Below are 18,706 nucleotides of genomic sequence, written 5' to 3' on the forward strand. Positions count from 1 at the left end.
CGAATTTCCCGAAACAGGCGGCCGCGGCGGAACGGCGCTTTTACAGATCAGGTCTCGCCAGTCAGCCCGGCGGCCTCGATCCCGGCCATGGCGGCAGCGGCGTCGTTGTCCGAGGTGTCGCCGGTGACCCCGACGGCCCCGATCACAGCGCCCTTGCGGTCGCGCAGCAGCACGCCGCCCGGAACCGGAACGACCTGCCCGCCATAGACCCCATTCACCGCAGCCATGAAATAGGCCTGCGCCTCGGCCCGCTGCATCTGGGCGGTGCCTGCCATGCCCAGCATGACCGATCCATAGGCCTTGCCATGGGCAATCGCGAAGCGGCCGGGGGCCGCGCCGTCCTCGCGCTCGAAGGCGATGACATGGCCACCGGCGTCCAGAACCACCACCGACAGGGGTTTCAGGTCCATCTCGCGCCCTTTCTCAAGGGTTTTGCGAATGATGGTGCGGGCCTTTCTGAGTGAAACCGACATGATCTTGTCCTCTGTCTGCGGTGGTCTGCCCCGGTTCTAGCCCTGACGGGCCTTCAGTTCCAGCCGCCGCGCATGCAGCACCGGCTCGGTATAGCCCGAGGGCTGCACCCGCCCCTTGAACACCAGATCGCAGGCGGCCTGAAAGGCGATGCCGTCGAAACCCGGTGCCATGGGCCGATAGGCCGGGTCGCCTGCGTTCTGCCGGTCAACCACGGCGGCCATCTTCTTCATCGCGGCCATCACCTGATCGGCGCCGATCACGTCGTGATGCAGCCAGTTGGCCAGCGCCTGGCTCGAAATCCGGCAGGTGGCGCGATCCTCCATCAGACCCACGTCATTGATATCGGGCACCTTCGAGCAGCCGACACCCTGATCGACCCAGCGCACGACATAGCCCAGGATGCCCTGCGCGTTGTTTTCGATCTCCCGGGTGATTTCATCGTCGCTGAGGTTGCGGCCACTCAGCAGCGGGATGGTCAGCAGATCGTCCAGCGTGCCGCGCGGACCTCCGGTAGCGATCTCGTCCTGACGGGCCAGAACGTCTACCTTGTGGTAATGAGTCGCGTGCAGGGTCGCTGCGGTGGGCGACGGCACCCAGGCACAGGTCGCACCGGCCATCGGGTGGCCGATCTTGGCCTCGAGCATCTCACCCATCCGGTCGGGCATGGCCCACATGCCCTTGCCGATCTGCGCCCGGCCCTTCAGCCCGCAGGCCAGCCCGATATCGACATTGCGATCCTCGTAGGACTGGATCCAGGGCGTATTCTTCATGTCGCCCTTGGGCAGCATCGGCCCGGCCTCCATCGAGGTATGGATCTCATCCCCCGTCCGGTCGAGGAACCCAGTATTGATGAAGGCCACGCGCGATTTCGCGGCGCGGATGCATTCCTTGAGGTTCACCGAAGTCCGGCGCTCTTCATCCATGATGCCCAGTTTCACGGTGTTGCGCGGCAGGCCCAGAATGTCCTCGACCATGTCGAAGATCTGGACCGAGAACGCGACCTCTTCTGGGCCGTGCATCTTGGGCTTGACCACGTAGACCGAACCGTGGACCGAGTTGCCGCCATCACGCTGCAGGTCGTGCATCGCGATCAGCGTGGTGCACAGCGCGTCCATCAGCCCCTCGCCGATCTCGTTGCCTTCGGCGTCCAACACGGCGGGGTTGGTCATCAGGTGGCCCACATTGCGCACCAGCATCAGCGACCGGCCCTTCAGGCTGCCGGCCGATCCGTCGGGCCGGGTAAAGGCGATGTCCTCGGCCAGTTTGCGGGTAAATGTTCGGCCACCCTTCGAGACCTCTTCGGTCAGATCGCCCTTCATCAGGCCCAGCCAGTTGCCATAGGCCACGACCTTATCCTCGGCATCGACACAGGCCACCGAGTCTTCGCAGTCCATGATGGTGGACAGGGCCGATTCCAGGCGCACGTCGGAAATGCCCACCGGGTCCGAGGCGCCGATGGTGCTGGACGGATCGATCATGATCTGGATGTGCAGGCCGTTGTTCTTCAGCAGCACGAAGTCCGGGGCCTCGGCCGCACCGCCGAAGCCCACGAATTTCCCGAGTTCGGCCAGCGCCGGGACCAATGCACCGCCTTCGACCTTCAGACCGGACACATCGGCCCAGCTGCCTTGGGCCAGCGGTGCGGCCTCGTCCAGAAACGCCTTGGCCCAGGCGATGACCCGCGCACCTCGGGCCGCGTCATAGCCGCCCCCCTGCGGCAGGTCGCCCATCGCGTCGGTGCCATACAGCGCGTCATACAGGCTGCCCCAACGGGCATTGGCCGCGTTCAGAGCAAAACGCGCATTGGTGATCGGCACCACCAGTTGCGGGCCGGGCGTCGCGGCGATCTCGGGGTCGACATTCGCCGTGTCGATCTGGAAATCGGGGCCTTCATCCAGCAGATAGCCGATCTCGCGCAGGAACGCCTGATACTCGGCCATGTCGATGGGTTGCCCTTTGCGCGCAAGGTGCCACGCGTCGACACTGCCCTGGATATCCGAACGCTTTTGCAGCAAGGCGCGGTTTTTCGGGCCAAACTCGGACACCATCCGCGAAAGACCGGCCCAGAATGCATCGGGCTCAACGCCCGTTCCGGGAAGTGCGCGTTCCTCGATGAAATCGATCAGAACCTGATCTACGTCCAATCCGCTCCGGATAGCTCTGCCGTTCATGACTCGAATCTCCTGCCCATCGTGTGCCGTTGTATGCAGTCTTCAATTAGGGTCATTGTTTCCGATAGGCAACTTGCCGCTGCATCAATCCGTCTTTCCATTCCGGCTGAAACAGCTTCAAACCGTACAAGGGAATGCCGCCCTGACCCGCCTGCTTGCAGCGCCACGGCGATCCTCCTAACGTCGCGCGGGAACACACCGACACGAGGCCCCAGATGCGCGACGCCGCCCCCACTACGATCTACCTGTCCGACTATTCGCCCTTCGGTTTTCTGGTCGACAGCGTTCACCTGACCTTCGATCTGGCCCCGCAGGCAACGCGCGTGACATCGCGCATCGCGTTCCGGCCCAATCCGCAGGCCACCGACCGCACGTTTTTTTTGCACGGTGAAGAGCTGAAGCTGATCCGCGCCAGCATCGACGGCACCCCGATCACTCCTGACGTCACCGACAAAGGCCTGACCGCCAGCGTCCCCGATGCCCCCTTTGTCTGGGAGGCCGAGGTCGAGATCGACCCCGGCAACAACACTGCGCTCGAAGGGCTTTACATGTCGAACGGCATGTATTGCACCCAGTGCGAGGCCGAGGGGTTCCGCAAGATCACCTTCTATCCCGACCGGCCCGACGTGATGACCACCTTCACCGTGCGCATCAACGGCGACTTGCCGGTGCTGCTGTCGAACGGCAACCCGACGGGCAAGGGCGAAGGCTGGGCCGAATGGACCGACCCCTGGCCCAAGCCCGCCTATCTGTTCGCGCTGGTCGCAGGTGATCTGGTTGCCCACTCCGACAATTTCACCACCAAATCGGGCCGCCATGTCGATCTTAACCTCTGGGTCCGCCCCGGGGACGAGGGCAAATGCGCCTTTGGCATGGAGGCCCTGAAGCGGTCGATGAAATGGGACGAGGATGTCTATGGCCGCGAATACGATCTGGACGTGTTCAACATCGTCGCCGTGGATGATTTCAACATGGGCGCGATGGAGAACAAGGGGCTGAACATCTTCAACTCGTCGGCGGTACTGGCCAGCCCTGAAACCTCGACCGATGCCAATTTCGAACGGATCGAGGCGATCATCGCGCATGAGTATTTCCACAACTGGACCGGCAACCGCATCACCTGCCGCGACTGGTTCCAGCTGTGCCTGAAAGAGGGGCTGACCGTGTTCCGCGACGCACAATTCACCTCGGACATGCGCTCGGCCGCGGTCAAGCGCATCCATGACGTGATCGACCTGCGCGCGCGCCAGTTCCCCGAGGACAACGGGCCGCTGTCGCACCCCGTGCGCCCCGAAAGCTTTCAGGAGATCAACAACTTCTACACCGCGACCGTCTATGAGAAAGGTGCCGAGGTGATCGGCATGCTGAAAACGCTGGTGGGGGACGAGGCCTATTCCAAGGCGCTGGACCTGTATTTTGAAAGCCACGACGGGCAGGCCTGTACGATCGAGGACTGGCTGAAAGTGTTCGAGGACACGACCGGCCGCGACCTGACCCAGTTCAAGCGGTGGTACAGCCAGTCCGGCACGCCCCGGGTGAAGGTCGAGGAGGTTTGGGCCGACGGCACCTATACCCTGACCCTGTCCCAGAGCACCCCACCCACGCCCGGCCAACCCGAGAAGCTGCCGCAGGTGATCCCCGTGGCCGTGGGCCTGCTGGGTCCCAATGGCAACGAGGTGCGCGGCACCGAGGTGCTGGAACTGACCGAAGTGCGCCAGAGCTTCACCTTCGAAGGGCTGGCCACGCGGCCCGTCGCCTCGATCCTGCGGGGGTTCTCGGCGCCGGTGATCCTGGAGCATGACCGCCCCAACGCCGAACGCGCGTTTTTGCTGGCCCATGACACCGATCCGTTCAACCGGTGGGAGGCCGGACGGACGCTGGCGCAGGATACCCTGCTGCGCATGATCACCCAGGACGCGGCCCCCGATGCCGAATACCTGGATGGTCTGCTGGCCGTTCTGCGCGACGCCGAACTGGACCCGGCCTATCGCGCGCTGATGTTGGGCCTGCCGACCCAGTCGGAACTGGCCGCCGCGCTGCACGAACAGGGCGAAACGCCCGACCCGATGGCGATCTGGCGCGCGGTCGAGACCCTGCGCCAGGCCACCGCCCAGCACATGCAAGACCTGTTGCCCCGCCTGCACTCCGAGGCGCTGGTCGACGGCCCCTATTCGCCCGATGCCGAACAGGCGGGCAAGCGCGCCCTGGGCAGCGCCGCGCTGGCCCTGACCACCCGGCTGGACGGCGGGGCGATGGCGGCCGAGGTCTATGCCAAGGCCGACAACATGACCCTGCAGCTTAGCGCTTTGTCCTGCCTGCTGCGTGCTGGCAAAGGTCAGGCGGAACTGGCGGCATTCTACGACCAATGGCGCCATGACCGGCTGGTGTTGGACAAATGGTTCGGGCTTCAGGCCTCGCTGGCCGCCCCGGACGATGCGCCGCGGATCGCCCGCGCCCTGTCCGAGCATCCGGATTTCAACTGGAAGAACCCCAACCGGTTCCGTGCGCTGATGGGTGGGCTGGCAATGAACCATGCCGGGTTCCACCACGCCAGCGGCGAGGCCTACGCCCTGCTGGCCGACTGGCTGATCCGGTTGGACCCGGTCAACCCGCAGACCACCGCGCGCATGTGCACCGCCTTTCAGACCTGGAAACGCTATGACGCCGACCGTCAGGACCTGATCCGCGCCCAACTGACCCGCATCGCCGAAACCCCGAACCTGTCGCGCGACACGACCGAGATGATCTCGCGCATCCTCGGGGCATGACGGCGCCCGAGGGCTCCGGGTTTCGCTTTACCCGACACAACCGGTCGCCCCGCAGCATCGCCATCCTGGCCGCTGTCTATGCGGGGCTGCTGGCACTTGTGCTGGTTTTCGGCGCGGCCTGGTGGCTGATCGGGTTGCTGGCGCTGGGCACCCTGCCCGCGTTGTGGGACGTGCTGCGCGACACCGATGCCGGGCTGAACCTGGACCCGGCCAAACTGAGCTGGCATTCGGGCGCGCGGCAGGGCGAGATCGACCTGACCGAGATCGACTTCTTCCGCTTCGACACGCGCTGGGATTTTTCCGTGCGCGTGTCGATTGTGTTGACCAGCGGCAAGCGGTTGCGCCTGCCGGACGAGTCCCTACCGCCGCACAAACAGCTGGAACAGGCGCTGCAACAAGCCGGCTTCCGGGTTGATCGGCACCATTTCACGGTTTTCTGAAACGATTCACGGAATCCGCGTAGATTGATCCTGTCTGATCCATTGAAGCAGAAAGTTTAATGTTAGAATCCTTGAACTGGTCACAATTCCGGTTCAGAATTCATCGCTAGTTAACAAGTTTGTACAGTTTCGAGTGTTTTCGATGTTCCGGTCGTTCTGGGCAGGTCTTGCCCGTATCAATCCCATATCAACTCACGTGGCTCCGGTTTCGGACGCGGGTTCCCGCTGTCTGGAAGATGTCGGGCGTCTCAATATTCCCGTTGCGGAACTGGGTGCGGCTGACCTGATCGGGCGGGACATGATCGAACGCGGGCGCCATCTTGCTCGGCAGGATCGTTGGGCCGAACTGTCAACCGAGATCCGGGCCGCGGACCAAGCGCGGACAACAGCCCCGGACGGGCTGCCCATCGCCGATCTTCTGGCGTTTGGCGCGCGATCGGATGTTGTCCTGGCCGCCGAACACGCGCTGTCCGACGGCGGTGCGATCGCCGAGTACGACCTGCTTGGCGGTATTTCCGAGCTTGAGGGTGTGAAACAGGATCATCCCGATGATCCGATGATTGCTCTCATCGTCGCTCTGGCCCACATCGATCTGGCATGGGCGTGGCGTGGCACGGCTCTGGACGCTGCGCTACCGCCGCTGCATCGTTCACGCTGTGCTGCACATTTTGACCGGGCTGCAGCCATACTGCCCCAGTGCCGCAAGGCGCTGCCGGACAGCCCTGTGGTCGCCGCCGCCGACTGTGCCCTGTTGGCTGGTCAGCGCACCAAACGGGCCCGGGTGGCGGATCAGTACGAACGCCTTATTTCGCTGGATCCGCGAAACCATCGACACATGCGCGCGATGGGCAGCCACCTGCTACCGCGATGGTTCGGCAGCTATGAAGAGCTTGAGGTGCAGGCCCTGCGCAATGCCGCGAACACGCGCGACACGTGGGGTGCCGGCGGATACACATGGGTTCAGTTCGACGCAATTGCATTGGATGAACAAGCCTGCGCGCGGCTGGACATCGAGTATTTTCTGGAAGGTCTACGCGACATCGTGCAACGGATGCCGGACCAGAAAACGATCAACCTGCTGGCCTCGTATTGCGCGATCACGGTGCAGAATGGGTTCGGTCTGGACGACAAGGCCGATCTGGTCCGGTCCCAGATCAGGGAGGCCGCCCAATGGCTGATCCGCGATCATTTGACCGAACTGCACCCGCTGATCTGGGCCCACGCGGCCAACGGGTTCAACAACTCGGTCCGCGTCAACTCACCCGAGCGGTTCGCGGCACGTGGACAGCGTGACGCCTTGCGCGCCATCGGTGATCTGTTCCGCGAGGAATTGCGCAACGGGACCGACGTGACCTTCACGCCTTCAGGTCTGCAACTGACCAGCCACTGAGAATTGCGTCTCGGCGCCCTTTGCCCCTTGCCCCTTGGCCTTGCCGGGCATAATACCCATGCCTGAACTTCTGCGGAAATGAGGCGCGCCATGCTCGACTTGACCTATGAACTGCCCAAACCCAAGACCATCGCCGGTGCCAAGCACGACTGGGAACTGGTGATCGGGATGGAGGTGCACGCGCAGGTCTCGTCCAATGCCAAGCTGTTCTCGGGGGCATCGACCAAATTCGGGGCCGAGCCGAACTCGAACGTGTCTTTCGTGGATGCGGCCATGCCGGGCATGCTGCCGGTGATCAACGAATTCTGCGTGGAACAGGCAGTGCGCACGGGTCTTGGCCTGAAAGCGCAGATCAACCTGAAATCGGCCTTTGACCGCAAGAACTATTTCTATCCCGACCTGCCACAGGGCTACCAGATTTCCCAGCTGTATCACCCGATCGTGGGCGAAGGCGAAGTTCTGGTGGAACTGGGCGACGGCACCGCGCGCATGGTGCGCATCGAGCGTATCCACATGGAACAGGACGCAGGCAAATCGATCCACGACATGGATCCGAACATGTCCTTCGTCGACCTGAACCGCACCGGCGTTTGCCTGATGGAGATCGTCAGCCGCCCCGACATCCGCGGCCCGGAAGAGGCCGCCGCCTATATCGCCAAGCTGCGCCAGATCATGCGTTATCTGGGCACCTGCGACGGCAACATGCAGAACGGCAATCTGCGGGCCGACGTGAACGTGTCGATCTGCCGTCCGGGCGACTATGAGAAATACATGGAAACGCAGGACTTTTCGCACTTGGGCACGCGTTGCGAGATCAAGAACATGAACTCGATGCGTTTCATCCAGCAGGCCATCGAGGTCGAGGCGCGTCGCCAGATCGCCATCGTCGAGGGCGGGGGCAAGGTCGAGCAGGAAACCCGCCTGTATGACCCCGACAAGGGCGAGACGCGCTCGATGCGGTCCAAGGAAGAGGCGCACGACTATCGCTATTTCCCCGATCCCGACCTGCTGCCGCTTGAGATCGAGCAAGCTTGGGTCGATGGCATCGCCGCCAAGCTGCCCGAGCTGCCAGACGAGAAGAAAGCCCGGTTCATCAATGATTTCGGCCTGACCGACTATGACGCCTCGGTGCTGACCGCCGAGGTTGAATCGGCCGTGTACTTCGAAGAGGTCGCCAAGGGTCGCAACGGCAAGCTGGCCGCGAACTGGGTCATCAACGAGCTGTTCGGCCGCCTGAAGAAAGATGACCGCGACATCACCGACTCGCCGGTTTTGCCCGCGCAGCTGGGTGAGATCATCGACCTGATCGCCTCGGACGCCATCTCGGGCAAGATCGCCAAGGACCTGTTCGAGATCGTCTATACCGAAGGCGGCGACCCGGCGCAGATCGTCGAAGAGCGCGGCATGAAGCAGGTGACCGACACCGGTGCCATCGAGGCTGCTTTGGACGAGATCATCGCTGCCAACCCGGCCCAAGTCGAGAAGGCCAAGGTGAACCCAAAGCTGGCCGGCTGGTTCGTCGGACAGGTGATGAAGGCCACCGGCGGCAAGGCCAACCCCAAGGCGGTCAACCAGTTGGTTGCGCAGAAGCTGGGCCAATAAGGTCTTTCCATTTGTACAGGCCCGGCAGCCGGGTTTGCCCGGTTGCTCAAAGTTTTACCCGGAGTTCTTGACGCCTTCCAGGCTCGAGGCGGCGCTTGACTCGGGCGGCCGGTTGCGGCCTTTGTCTTGGCCAGAGAGGTAAGGTGCCATGCAGAACAGATTTGACCAGGAGCTGGAGGACCGGCTGGTTCGCTACGCTGCTATCGACAGCCAGAGCGACGAAAACTCACCCACCACCCCCAGCACGGAAATCCAATACGACATGCTGAACCTGCTGCGGCAGGAACTGACCGAAATGGGCGCGCAGGATGTGACCATGACGGACTATGGCGTCGTTCTGGCCACCATTCCGGGCACCGCGCCGGGGCCGACTATCGGCTTTCTGGCCCATGTGGACACTGCACCGCAGTTCAACGCGACCGGGGTCAAGCCGCGGGTCATCAAGGGCTACAATGGCGGCGACATCACCTTTCCCGACGATCCGTCGCTGGTGCTGTCCCCGGCCGAGCATCCCTATCTGGCCAGCAAGGTCGGCGACGACCTGATCACCGCCTCGGGCACCACGCTGCTGGGCGCCGACGACAAGGCGGGCGTGTCGATCATCATGACCATGGCCCGGCGCCTGTTGGCCGATCGGACAGTCGCGCACGGACCGATCCGCATCGCCTTTACCCCCGACGAGGAAATCGGCCGCGGTGTGACCGAGGCGCTTCCCAAGGATCTGGGCGCCGACTTCGCTTATACGCTGGATGGGCAGCAACTGGGCGAGATCGAATACGAGAGCTTCTCGGCTGACCGGGCGGTGATCAGGATCGAGGGCGTTTCGATTCACCCCGGCCTGGCGAAGGACAAGATGGTGAACGCGACCCATCTGGCGGCCAAGATCGTGCAGACGTTGCCGCAGGCCACCATGACCCCCGAAGTCACCGACGGGCGCGAAGGGTTCATCCACGTGACCGACCTGAACGGCGGCTCGTCCGAGATGGAGATCAAGCTGATCCTGCGCGATTTCGAGATGGACGGGCTGGAAGCCAAGGGCGAACTGGTGCGCAAGGTCTGCGACGCGGTTCAGGCCAGCGAACCGCGCGCCAAGATCAGCGTCGAGATCAGCCACCAGTACCGCAACATGCGCTATTGGCTGGAAAAGGACATGACACCGGTGGATCTGGCGCGCGAGGCCTGCCGCGAAATGGGGATCGAGCCGGTCTCGGTTCCGATCCGCGGCGGCACGGACGGGTCGCGCCTGACCGAATTCGGCACCCCCTGCCCCAACATCTTTACCGGGATGCAATGCATCCACGGGCCGCTGGAGTGGATCTCGGTCCAGGACATGGCGGTGGCGACCGAGCTGTGCCTGAAGATCGCCTCAAAGGCGACGCAGGGGGAAAGCAACAGTCGAGGCTGAAATTCGCCGGGGCGCGAAGTTTTCTGTTCCCCGTCCCGGACGGAACGATACATTGCCCGCCAACACCAGTTCAGGAACCATTGATGCAGCGTTACGAATACAAGGTCGTCCCGGCCCCCAAGAAAGGCACCAAAGCCAAAGGGGTCAAAACACCCGAGGGCCGGTTTGCCGTCACCATCGAGCAATTGCTGAACGAGTTGGGTGCGAAAGGCTGGGAGTACCAGCGCGCCGAGCTGCTGCCCAGCGAGGAGCGGGTCGGCCTTACCGGAACCGCGGAAAACTGGCGCAATGTTCTGGTGTTTCGCCGTGCGGTCGAAACCGAAGTCGCCAACGACGACGTCGCCGCACTCCTGACCCCGCCAGAAGAGGATGACACTCCACTGGCACGACCGGTTCCTGGCCCGGACGATGCGGCTGCGGCCGGTCAAGTCGAGGCTCCGGCCCGCATCGCGCAGGACCATGACGACCCGCCGCTGACGCTGAAGCCGGCCAAGTCAGAAGATGCCCCCAAAGCGGATGCCGAGGACGAAAAAGAAAAGCCCGACAGCTAGGCGAAGGCCGCGTCAGGCCGGCGCGGCACCGTAGGCGTTTTCGGCCTGCTCGCTGGGTTGAATGTAGAAATACAGAAGGATCAGCGTACCGATCAGCGGAATCAAACCGATCAGGATCCACCAACCGGACCGCCCGGTGTCATGCAGACGGCGCACACCCACCGCGATGTTCGGCACGATCACGCCCAACGAGACTAGCCACGACAGCGGTTGACCGGCTTCCGAAGCGAAGGCATCGAAGCCCAGCAAAGGCGCCACCACCGCACCGTCTATCAACTGTGTGACAACCAGCACCAAAAAGAGCGCCAACACCCACCACCAGAACTCGGAGCGCGGCGCGCGCCCCTGAAAGGTTGCGTATTTTGACAGCACCGTACGAACGGCGTGGCTCATCTGTTCCATAGTTTCCTCCGCGCAAATCACGGGAAACATAGCAGATTATTGAAAAAAGCCGACAATAATCGACAACGTCGGGCGGAAGGCTTCAATCACCGATGTCCAAAGCCAGGGCGTGGATGCGCGGAACGATGTCGCCCAGGGCCTTGTGAACGGCCCGGTGGCGCGCAACGCGGGACTGCCCCTGAAACGCGGCAGCGCGAATGCGGACGTTAAAGTGGCTTTCGCCGCCTTCCTGAAACCCTGCGTGGCCGCGATGGCGTTCACTGTCATCCACGACTTCCAGTTCACGTGGGTTGAACTCGGCCTGCAGTCGCTGGCGGATTTCGTCGGTCACGGTCATTTTTACGCTCAGCGGCAATTATTTTGCCGCGCCCCTCTTCTACTTTCGATCACTTAGATTAAACTGCTGCCTCCGAGTCGAAAAGACGCGTTCATGAGGATGAGCATATGGTGAAATCAGATCCCTTCGGATTCGACATGTCGGTGTCCAGCGCCAAGAAGAAAAATCCGCGCGGGCGTCGGGGCATGTCGGGCGCGTCCGAGACCTCGACCCGGGTCTGTGACCACGAAGGATGCCAGGAAGCCGGCAAGTTCCGCGCGCCCAAGGCACCGGATGTGCTGGACGACTTTTTCTGGTTCTGCCAGCAGCACGTGCGCGAATATAACCAGAAGTGGAATTTCTTCGACGGCACCACCGAGGCCGAACTGAACGCCCAACGGTCGAAAGACAAAGTGTGGGAGCGCGAAACCAAGCCGATGGGCGATCCCGAGGCGCGGGCTTGGGCCCGGCTTGGCATCGAAGATCCGCATCAGGTTCTGGGCGAAAACGCGACCAAGAACCCCGGTCGGGCCGCAACAGGCCGTCGTCTGCCGCCTACTGAGCGTCGTGCGATCGAAATCCTCGAAGCCAAGGACACCTGGACCAAGGCCGAGGTTCGCAAAGCCTACAAAAAGCTGATCAAGGTGCTGCACCCGGACATGAACGGCGGCGACCGCAGCCAGGAAGAACAGCTGCAGGAAGTCGTCTGGGCCTGGGATCAAATCAAGGACAGCAGAAACTTCAAATAGCGGTTTTAGTGCGCGAACGTATCGCGTAACGCGGCAGCTTCGGGGCGTTTTAGGCAACGGACGCGCGTTTGCTCAAAAGCGGATGCCGCGTTTCGCAGTTCGGGAAATAGCACACGGAGTTCCTCGGCATCCTCCCGATCGAAGGACATCACCGCCATTTCACCTAAAAACAGACTTTCAGTTGGCAAACCATTCGACAACAGTATCGCGTGGCGACAGCAAGCAATGTGGTAGTATGTAACGGGATCATAAGTATTTACTTGGCGAATTGTTTGTTCGTTAACGAGATGAACTGCCGCGGCGAAAACTTTTGGCTCTCCAAACAGCAACTCTGCGCGCCAACCCTCCACGACAATCCTATGTTGTGGAGAAACGTACAAATCTCGGTCAGGCAGTCCTTTTCCGAATGCACCTTTCTGAATGCAAACCGGACGTAACTGGGGGTTTCGCTTCAAAGCTTCTGCCTGCAGGGTCTTCTCTCCGATCCACTCGATGCGTAGCAGTTCACCACTGGAAGCGCGCACTTTGTCACCAACAGCGAGTTCCTCAACAGCGCGACAGCCACTTTCAGTTTCAATCAATGTCCCTTTCACGAAACACGGCACCGTTCCAGCGGGCAAGCTAACGGTTACCCCAATCGAGGCATTGTTGCCATTTCCAGGCCCGCTGGAGGCGCTGACGATCAAACTCAGAGTTGTATTTGGGGGAACAATAACCCCCGGCTGCAGGTCCACTGTTAGTAAACCAGAACTGGAAATCGTAACCGAGTAATCTGAAGGAGAAAGAAGTCCGTCATCTGTTACAGATACAAACCAAGACGCTGGCTTGTTGGAGTTGTAGTCCACAGAAAAGGTGTCCGTGTTCGGAGGAAAGAAAATCCTCGTTGGACCGGTAATTACTAAAGCCATGGCAACCTTTTACTCAAACTAAGTCCGAAATAGTGTACCACCTCCACAACACATTTCAATATCTGCACGTGACGAGCCGCAAGTTGTGACGATTTCTTGTGGCATTTGCCCGAGGTCACTTTCCCGTTCGCCGAAAGTGTTGCCCTGCCTAGTTTCTACACGTCCTTAGGATGACGCTGAATCCAGAAACTGCCATCTCGACGTCTGGTATTGCCGCCTGACAGTTCTGGCTCGCGACTAGCAAAGAAATCTGCTGTGTACTTGAGCAACTTGCAAAAAGCCCCATGAGACCATTTTTCATATGTCTGATAAGGTCATTTTCAACATTTGGATTATTGAATACTTACCTGCATACAGCATTTCCGACACATGGATCGGCATGTGCGTCCGAACAGGCCGCAGTGCCTTTGTTGACAAACGCGGCTTGACCTGCACCTGGTACGCGTCGCGACCAAGGATCGCCCGCGCGTCAATAGGGCCAGTTTGAAAGAAAAACCTGCTCACCTTTCCAAGGGGGCCGCTTTCCCTTGCCCTTATCTGCAATATGTTGCACCACACACGGGTTCAAACCCGGCAAAACGGGCCAAAGGATAAGGACAAGGCGAATGGCTGACGGATCGACCGATATCAACGCAAAACCCACCGAAGAGATCTCGGTCCGTGACGTGTTCGGGATCGACAGCAATATGTCCGTCAAAGGGTTCGCCGAAAGCAGCGACCGCGTTCCGGCAATCGACCCTACCTACAAGTTTGACCCCGAAACCACGCTGGCAATTCTGGCCGGGTTCACCCACAACCGCCGGGTGATGATCCAGGGCTATCACGGCACCGGCAAATCGACCCATATCGAGCAGGTTGCTGCGCGACTGAACTGGCCTGCCGTGCGCGTCAATCTGGACAGCCACATCAGCCGGATCGACCTCATCGGCAAGGATGCGATCAAGCTGCGTGATGGCAAACAGGTGACTGAATTCCACGAGGGCATCCTGCCCTGGGCGCTGCGCAACCCTGTGGCCATCGTGTTCGACGAATACGATGCAGGCCGCGCCGACGTGATGTTCGTGATCCAGCGGGTTCTGGAGCATGACGGCAAGCTGACCTTGCTGGACCAGAACGAGATCATCACGCCGAACCCCTATTTCCGCCTGTTCGCCACTGCCAACACCGTGGGCCTTGGTGACACCACCGGCCTGTATCATGGCGTTCAGCAGATCAACCAGGCCCAGATGGACCGCTGGTCGCTGGTGGCGACGCTGAACTATCTCAGCCACGACGCCGAGGTGATGATCGTTCTGTCCAAGGCGCCGCATTACAATACCGAAAAAGGCCGCAAGACCGTCAGCCAGATGGTCACCGTTGCCGACCTGACCCGGACGGCGTTCATGAACGGCGATCTGTCGACCGTGATGAGCCCGCGTACGGTTATCAACTGGGCGCAGAACGCCGAAATCTTCCGCGACGTGGGCTACGCCTTCCGCCTGTCTTTCCTGAACAAATGCGACGAGCTGGAACGGCAGACCGTTGCCGAGTTCTATCAGCGTTGTTTTGATGAAGAACTGCCGGAAAGCGCGGCCAGCGTGAGCCTGGGTTGATGGCATCGGCTGCGCCCGGTTCGGGCGCAACGCCCCCGGCGGGGACATCGGGGGCCAGATGAAGGCGGGGTCCGGTAACTTCGACCGGGCGTCGGGCCTAAGGGCGTGAGTGAGGGCTGATAGATATGGCGCAGAAGAACGACAACCCTGCTGATCCGTTCAAGAAGGCTCTGGCCGAGGCGACCAAGGTCATGGCCGATGATCCCGAGTTGTCGGTAAGCTATTCCGTCGACCCGTCGGGCCTGTCCGGAGACTCGATGCGCCTGCCGCAGGTGTCACGTCGAATGACACGCGAAGAGGTTCTTTTGGCGCGGGGCACAGCAGATGCCCTCGCGCTGAACCGGCGCTACCATGACGATGCGACGCATGCGCGCTATGCGCCTCCGGGAGATATGGCGCGCGACCTCTATGAAGCGATGGAAACCGCCCGGTGCGAGGCGATGGGCGCCCGGGACATGCCCGGCACGGCTTCGAACATTGACGTCAAGATCGGTCACGAGGCGTTGCGGCGCGGCTATGACCAATGCAAGCAACCCTCCGAGGCACCGCTTGCGGTGGCGGCGGGTTATCTGATCCGTCATCTGGCGACCGGGCGTGATCTGCCCGCTGCAGCCGAGAACGTCATGAACCTGTGGCGCGGGTTCATCGAAGAACAGGCCGGCGGGGTGTTGGAGAATCTCGACGAGGTGCTCTCGGATCAGGCCGAATTCGCCAAATTCGCCCGCCAGATGATCAAGGATCTGGGCTATGGCGACCAGTTGGGTGACGACCCGGACGAACTGGACGAAGATCAGGAAGATCAGGCCGAGGAAGACGCCGAAGAACAGCCCGATCCGGACAGCACCGGCCAGGACGACCAAGACGAACAGGACGCCGACGCGACGCCCGAGCAAACTCAGGAAGAGCAACAGGATCAGTCTCAGGCGCAGGTCTCGATGGACGAGATGGCCGAGGACGAGATGGGTGAAGAAGCCGAGATGCCCGAGGGCGAAGCGCCTTTGGAGCCGCCTGCCCCTCCGCCCGCCTCCGAGGCCGATCCGGACTACATGGTCTACCTGAACACACATGACGAAGAGATTGCGGCCGAGGACCTTGCCGAACCCGCCGAACTGGAACGGCTGCGCGCCTATCTGGATCAGCAGCTCGAGCCGCTGAAGGGCGCTGTAAGCCGCTTGGCCAACAAGCTGCAGCGCCGCCTTCAGGCACAGCAGAACCGCAGCTGGGAGTTTGACCGCGAAGAGGGCATTCTGGATGCCGGTCGGCTGGCGCGGGTGGTAGCCAACCCCACGACACCGCTCAGCTTCAAGGTCGAGAAGGATACCGAGTTCCGCGACACCGTGGTGACGCTGTTGCTGGACAATTCTGGCTCGATGCGTGGACGGCCGATTTCCATTGCAGCGATCTGCGCCGATGTTTTGGCCCGCACGCTGGAACGGTGCAACGTGAAAGTCGAGATCCTGGGCTTCACGACGCGGGCATGGAAGGGTGGACAAGCGCGTGAGGCGTGGCTGAACGATGGCCGCCCACAGCAGCCCGGCCGCCTGAACGACCTGCGCCACATCGTCTACAAGGGCGCCGACGCGCCTTGGCGCCGCGCACGGCCCAATCTTGGCCTGATGATGAAAGAAGGCCTTCTGAAGGAAAACATTGACGGCGAGGCGCTGGAATGGGCCCACCGCCGGATGCTGGCGCGTCGCGAACAGCGCAAGATCCTGATGGTGATCTCGGATGGCGCTCCGGTCGATGATTCAACGCTCAGCGTGAACCCGGCCAACTACCTTGAGAAACATCTGCGCGATGTCATCGCCATGGTCGAAAAGCGCAAGATGGTCGAGTTGCTGGCCATCGGCATCGGCCACGATGTCACCCGTTATTATGATCGCGCGGTCACGATCACCGATGTCGAACAGCTGGCAGGAGCGATGACCGAGCAATTGGCCGCGCTGTTCGACAGCGACCCGCGCGCGCGGGCCCGCGTGATGGGCATGAAAAAGGCCGGCTGAGGCCGGTCTTGCCTCCAGCGGTAGCATTTACGAAAGAAAGGTGAAGGCAGGCGACCAAGACCTGTAGTGAGCCGAAGGAGAAGCAGATGTTCCAGTCTTTCGAAGTCACGGCGCGGCCCGAACAGGGGCCGCCACGATTGGCGGCGTTGCGCACAGAATTGGAGCGCGAACGACTGGATGGCTTCATCGTCCCGCGTGCCGACGCGCATCAGGGCGAATATGTAGCCGCCCGCGACGGGCGGCTGGCATGGCTGACCGGGTTCACCGGTTCTGCCGGGTTCTGCGTTGCGCTGCGAAACGTGGCCGGCGTATTTGTGGACGGACGGTATCGCACTCAGGTCAAGGCGCAGGTGGCGTCCGATTTCACGCCGGTACCGTGGCCCGACGTAAGCCTTGCGGTGTGGCTGAAACAGCAATTGCCCGATGGAGGGCGGGTGGCGTTCGATCCCTGGCTGCATTCCGCCGGACAGATCACGGCGACCCGGGCCGAGCTGCAGAATAGCGGGATCGAGTTGGTTCCGTCAGACAATCTTGTGGACCGTATCTGGTCCGACCAGCCACCACCGCCAATGAACCCGGTCAAGGTGCACCCGCTGGAATTTGCAGGCGAAAGCGCCGAAAGCAAGGTCTCGCGGCTGGCTTCGGCGCTTGCTCGAAACGGACGGTCGGCTGCCGTCATCACGTTGCCGGATTCGATCATGTGGCTGCTGAACATCCGCGGGTCAGACATTCCGTACAACCCGGTTGCGCATGGGTTTGCGATTTTGCAGGCCGACGGGCACGTGGACCTGTTCATGGCCGCAAAAAAGCTGAATGGGATGGACGAGCATCTGGGGCCGCGGGTTTCGATCCACGAGCCCGACGCGTTCCTGAACGCTGTTGCGGCGCTTGAGGGCGCGGTGCAAGTGGACATGGGAACTCTGCCGCAGGCCGTTGCCGATGTGCTTGGCGACCGGGCTGTGGACGGCGGCGACCCCTGCGCCCGGCCCAAGGCCTGCAAAAACGAAGCCGAAATTGCCGGTAGCGCCGCCGCGCATCTTCGTGACGCCGCCGCAGTGATCGAAACACTGTGCTGGCTGGATGCCCAACCACCTGGCAGCCTAACCGAAATGCAAGTGGTCACACGGCTGGAGGAGAACCGGCGGCGCGACAATGCGTTGCAGGATATCTCGTTCGACACCATTGCCGGCACCGGGCCAAACGGCGCCATCATGCACTACAGAGTGACCGAGGAAACTGACAGCCGGCTTGAGGACGGTCATATTCTGGTTCTGGACAGCGGCGGACAGTATCTGGATGGCACCACGGACATCACCCGGACGATCCCCATCGGCACGGTGGGAGACGAGGAAAAGACCTGCTTTACCCGGGTTCTGAAGGGAATGATCGCGATGTCGCAACTGCGCTGGCCCGTTGGCCTGGCCGGTCGAGACATCGAGTGCATCGCCCGGGCACCTTTGTGGGCCGCGGGCCAGGATTTCAATCACGGCGTCGGTCACGGTGTCGGCGCATACCTGAGCGTTCACGAAGGGCCACAGCGCTTGGCGCGGGTCAGCCACGTTCCGCTCGAGCCCGGGATGATCCTGTCGAATGAACCGGGTTACTACCGCGAAGGTGCCTTCGGCATTCGGATTGAAAACCTGCTGGTTGTTGAGGAAGCCCCCGCCCTGCCCGGCGCAGATCCCGAGCGCGCGATGCTGTGCTGGCGGACACTGACATATGTCCCCATCGATCGACGCCTGATCGTCGTCGACATGCTGACCAGTGCCGAGCGTGATTGGCTGAACGCGTATCACCGGGACGTGGCAGAAAAAATTCGGCCAAGACTGTCACATGCCGCGCAACTGTGGTTGGATGCCGCAACCGCGCCCTTGTGACACCCGTTTGTCACATAGTGTGGGCATAGGCGAAGGCCTGAACACAACGAGGCCGCGA

At 61.7% G+C, this 18,706-nt stretch carries 15 protein-coding genes; 10 read left to right on the forward strand and 5 right to left on the reverse strand.

Annotated features, from left to right (window positions below; all coding sequences use genetic code 11):
* Positions 1 to 47 precede the first annotated feature (47 nt).
* Together ACR0NY_RS08145 and ACR0NY_RS08150 are read right to left on the reverse strand one after the other, a co-directional pair.
* Complete coding sequence (locus tag ACR0NY_RS08145; RefSeq protein WP_093964871.1) at positions 48 to 473, reverse strand: GlcG/HbpS family heme-binding protein; 426 nt, start codon at positions 471 to 473, stop codon at positions 48 to 50.
* Between the two features lie 36 nt (positions 474 to 509).
* Positions 510 to 2,645: a malate synthase G gene (locus ACR0NY_RS08150; RefSeq protein ID WP_170368155.1), complete on the reverse strand. Its 2,136-nt coding sequence runs from the start codon at positions 2,643 to 2,645 to the stop codon at positions 510 to 512.
* Positions 2,646 to 2,860: 215 nt separating this feature from the next.
* Between ACR0NY_RS08150 and pepN the strand changes: the two genes are divergently transcribed.
* From pepN to ACR0NY_RS08180, 6 genes are all read left to right on the forward strand, one after another.
* Complete coding sequence (pepN, locus tag ACR0NY_RS08155; protein WP_170368154.1) at positions 2,861 to 5,413, forward strand: aminopeptidase N; 2,553 nt, start codon at positions 2,861 to 2,863, stop codon at positions 5,411 to 5,413.
* Positions 5,410 to 5,853 carry a hypothetical protein gene (locus tag ACR0NY_RS08160; protein ID WP_170340328.1) on the forward strand — a complete coding sequence of 148 codons (444 nt, stop codon included), beginning with the start codon at positions 5,410 to 5,412 and terminating at the stop codon, positions 5,851 to 5,853. The genes pepN and ACR0NY_RS08160 overlap by 4 nt, the downstream gene beginning before the upstream one ends.
* 142 nt (positions 5,854 to 5,995) lie before the next feature.
* On the forward strand, positions 5,996 to 7,243 hold the full coding sequence (locus tag ACR0NY_RS08165) for a hypothetical protein (RefSeq protein WP_170340326.1): 1,248 nt from the start codon (positions 5,996 to 5,998) through the stop codon (positions 7,241 to 7,243).
* Positions 7,244 to 7,333: 90 nt separating this feature from the next.
* Complete coding sequence (gene gatB / locus ACR0NY_RS08170; RefSeq protein WP_170340324.1) at positions 7,334 to 8,845, forward strand: Asp-tRNA(Asn)/Glu-tRNA(Gln) amidotransferase subunit GatB; 1,512 nt, start codon at positions 7,334 to 7,336, stop codon at positions 8,843 to 8,845.
* Between the two features lie 148 nt (positions 8,846 to 8,993).
* Positions 8,994 to 10,250, forward strand: a complete 1,257-nt coding sequence (pepT, locus tag ACR0NY_RS08175) for a peptidase T (RefSeq protein WP_170368153.1) — start codon at positions 8,994 to 8,996, stop codon at positions 10,248 to 10,250.
* Between the two features lie 83 nt (positions 10,251 to 10,333).
* Positions 10,334 to 10,801: a DUF4177 domain-containing protein gene (locus ACR0NY_RS08180; RefSeq protein ID WP_170368152.1), complete on the forward strand. Its 468-nt coding sequence runs from the start codon at positions 10,334 to 10,336 to the stop codon at positions 10,799 to 10,801.
* A 12-nt stretch (positions 10,802 to 10,813) separates the two neighbouring features.
* Here ACR0NY_RS08180 and ACR0NY_RS08185 read toward each other — a convergent pair whose 3' ends face one another.
* Together ACR0NY_RS08185 and ACR0NY_RS08190 are read right to left on the reverse strand one after the other, a co-directional pair.
* Positions 10,814 to 11,203 (reverse strand): DUF805 domain-containing protein, encoded by a 390-nt coding sequence (locus tag ACR0NY_RS08185; RefSeq protein WP_170340933.1) that lies wholly within the window; start codon positions 11,201 to 11,203, stop codon positions 10,814 to 10,816.
* An 82-nt stretch (positions 11,204 to 11,285) separates the two neighbouring features.
* Positions 11,286 to 11,540, reverse strand: a complete 255-nt coding sequence (locus ACR0NY_RS08190; protein WP_093964863.1) for a BolA family protein — start codon at positions 11,538 to 11,540, stop codon at positions 11,286 to 11,288.
* Positions 11,541 to 11,647: 107 nt separating this feature from the next.
* Between ACR0NY_RS08190 and ACR0NY_RS08195 the strand changes: the two genes are divergently transcribed.
* Complete coding sequence (locus tag ACR0NY_RS08195) at positions 11,648 to 12,268, forward strand: J domain-containing protein (RefSeq protein ID WP_093964862.1); 621 nt, start codon at positions 11,648 to 11,650, stop codon at positions 12,266 to 12,268.
* 5 nt (positions 12,269 to 12,273) lie between these two features.
* On the opposite strand, the gene ACR0NY_RS08200 is transcribed toward ACR0NY_RS08195, so the two are convergent.
* The gene (locus ACR0NY_RS08200) at positions 12,274 to 13,176 is read right to left on the reverse strand and encodes a Hint domain-containing protein (RefSeq protein ID WP_170368151.1); all 903 of its coding nucleotides are present in this window, start codon (positions 13,174 to 13,176) and stop codon (positions 12,274 to 12,276) included.
* Positions 13,177 to 13,781: 605 nt separating this feature from the next.
* Here ACR0NY_RS08200 and cobS point away from each other — a divergent pair.
* From cobS to ACR0NY_RS08215, 3 genes are all read left to right on the forward strand, one after another.
* On the forward strand, positions 13,782 to 14,768 hold the full coding sequence (cobS, locus tag ACR0NY_RS08205) for a cobaltochelatase subunit CobS (RefSeq protein ID WP_093964859.1): 987 nt from the start codon (positions 13,782 to 13,784) through the stop codon (positions 14,766 to 14,768).
* A gap of 125 nt (positions 14,769 to 14,893) precedes the next feature.
* Entirely contained in the window at positions 14,894 to 16,771 is a 1,878-nt protein-coding gene (gene cobT / locus ACR0NY_RS08210; RefSeq protein ID WP_170368150.1) for a cobaltochelatase subunit CobT, read from the forward strand.
* An 86-nt stretch (positions 16,772 to 16,857) separates the two neighbouring features.
* Complete coding sequence (locus ACR0NY_RS08215; RefSeq protein WP_170368149.1) at positions 16,858 to 18,648, forward strand: aminopeptidase P family protein; 1,791 nt, start codon at positions 16,858 to 16,860, stop codon at positions 18,646 to 18,648.
* Positions 18,649 to 18,706 lie beyond the last annotated feature (58 nt).

The organism is Ruegeria sp. BJ5 (genome assembly GCF_056537865.1).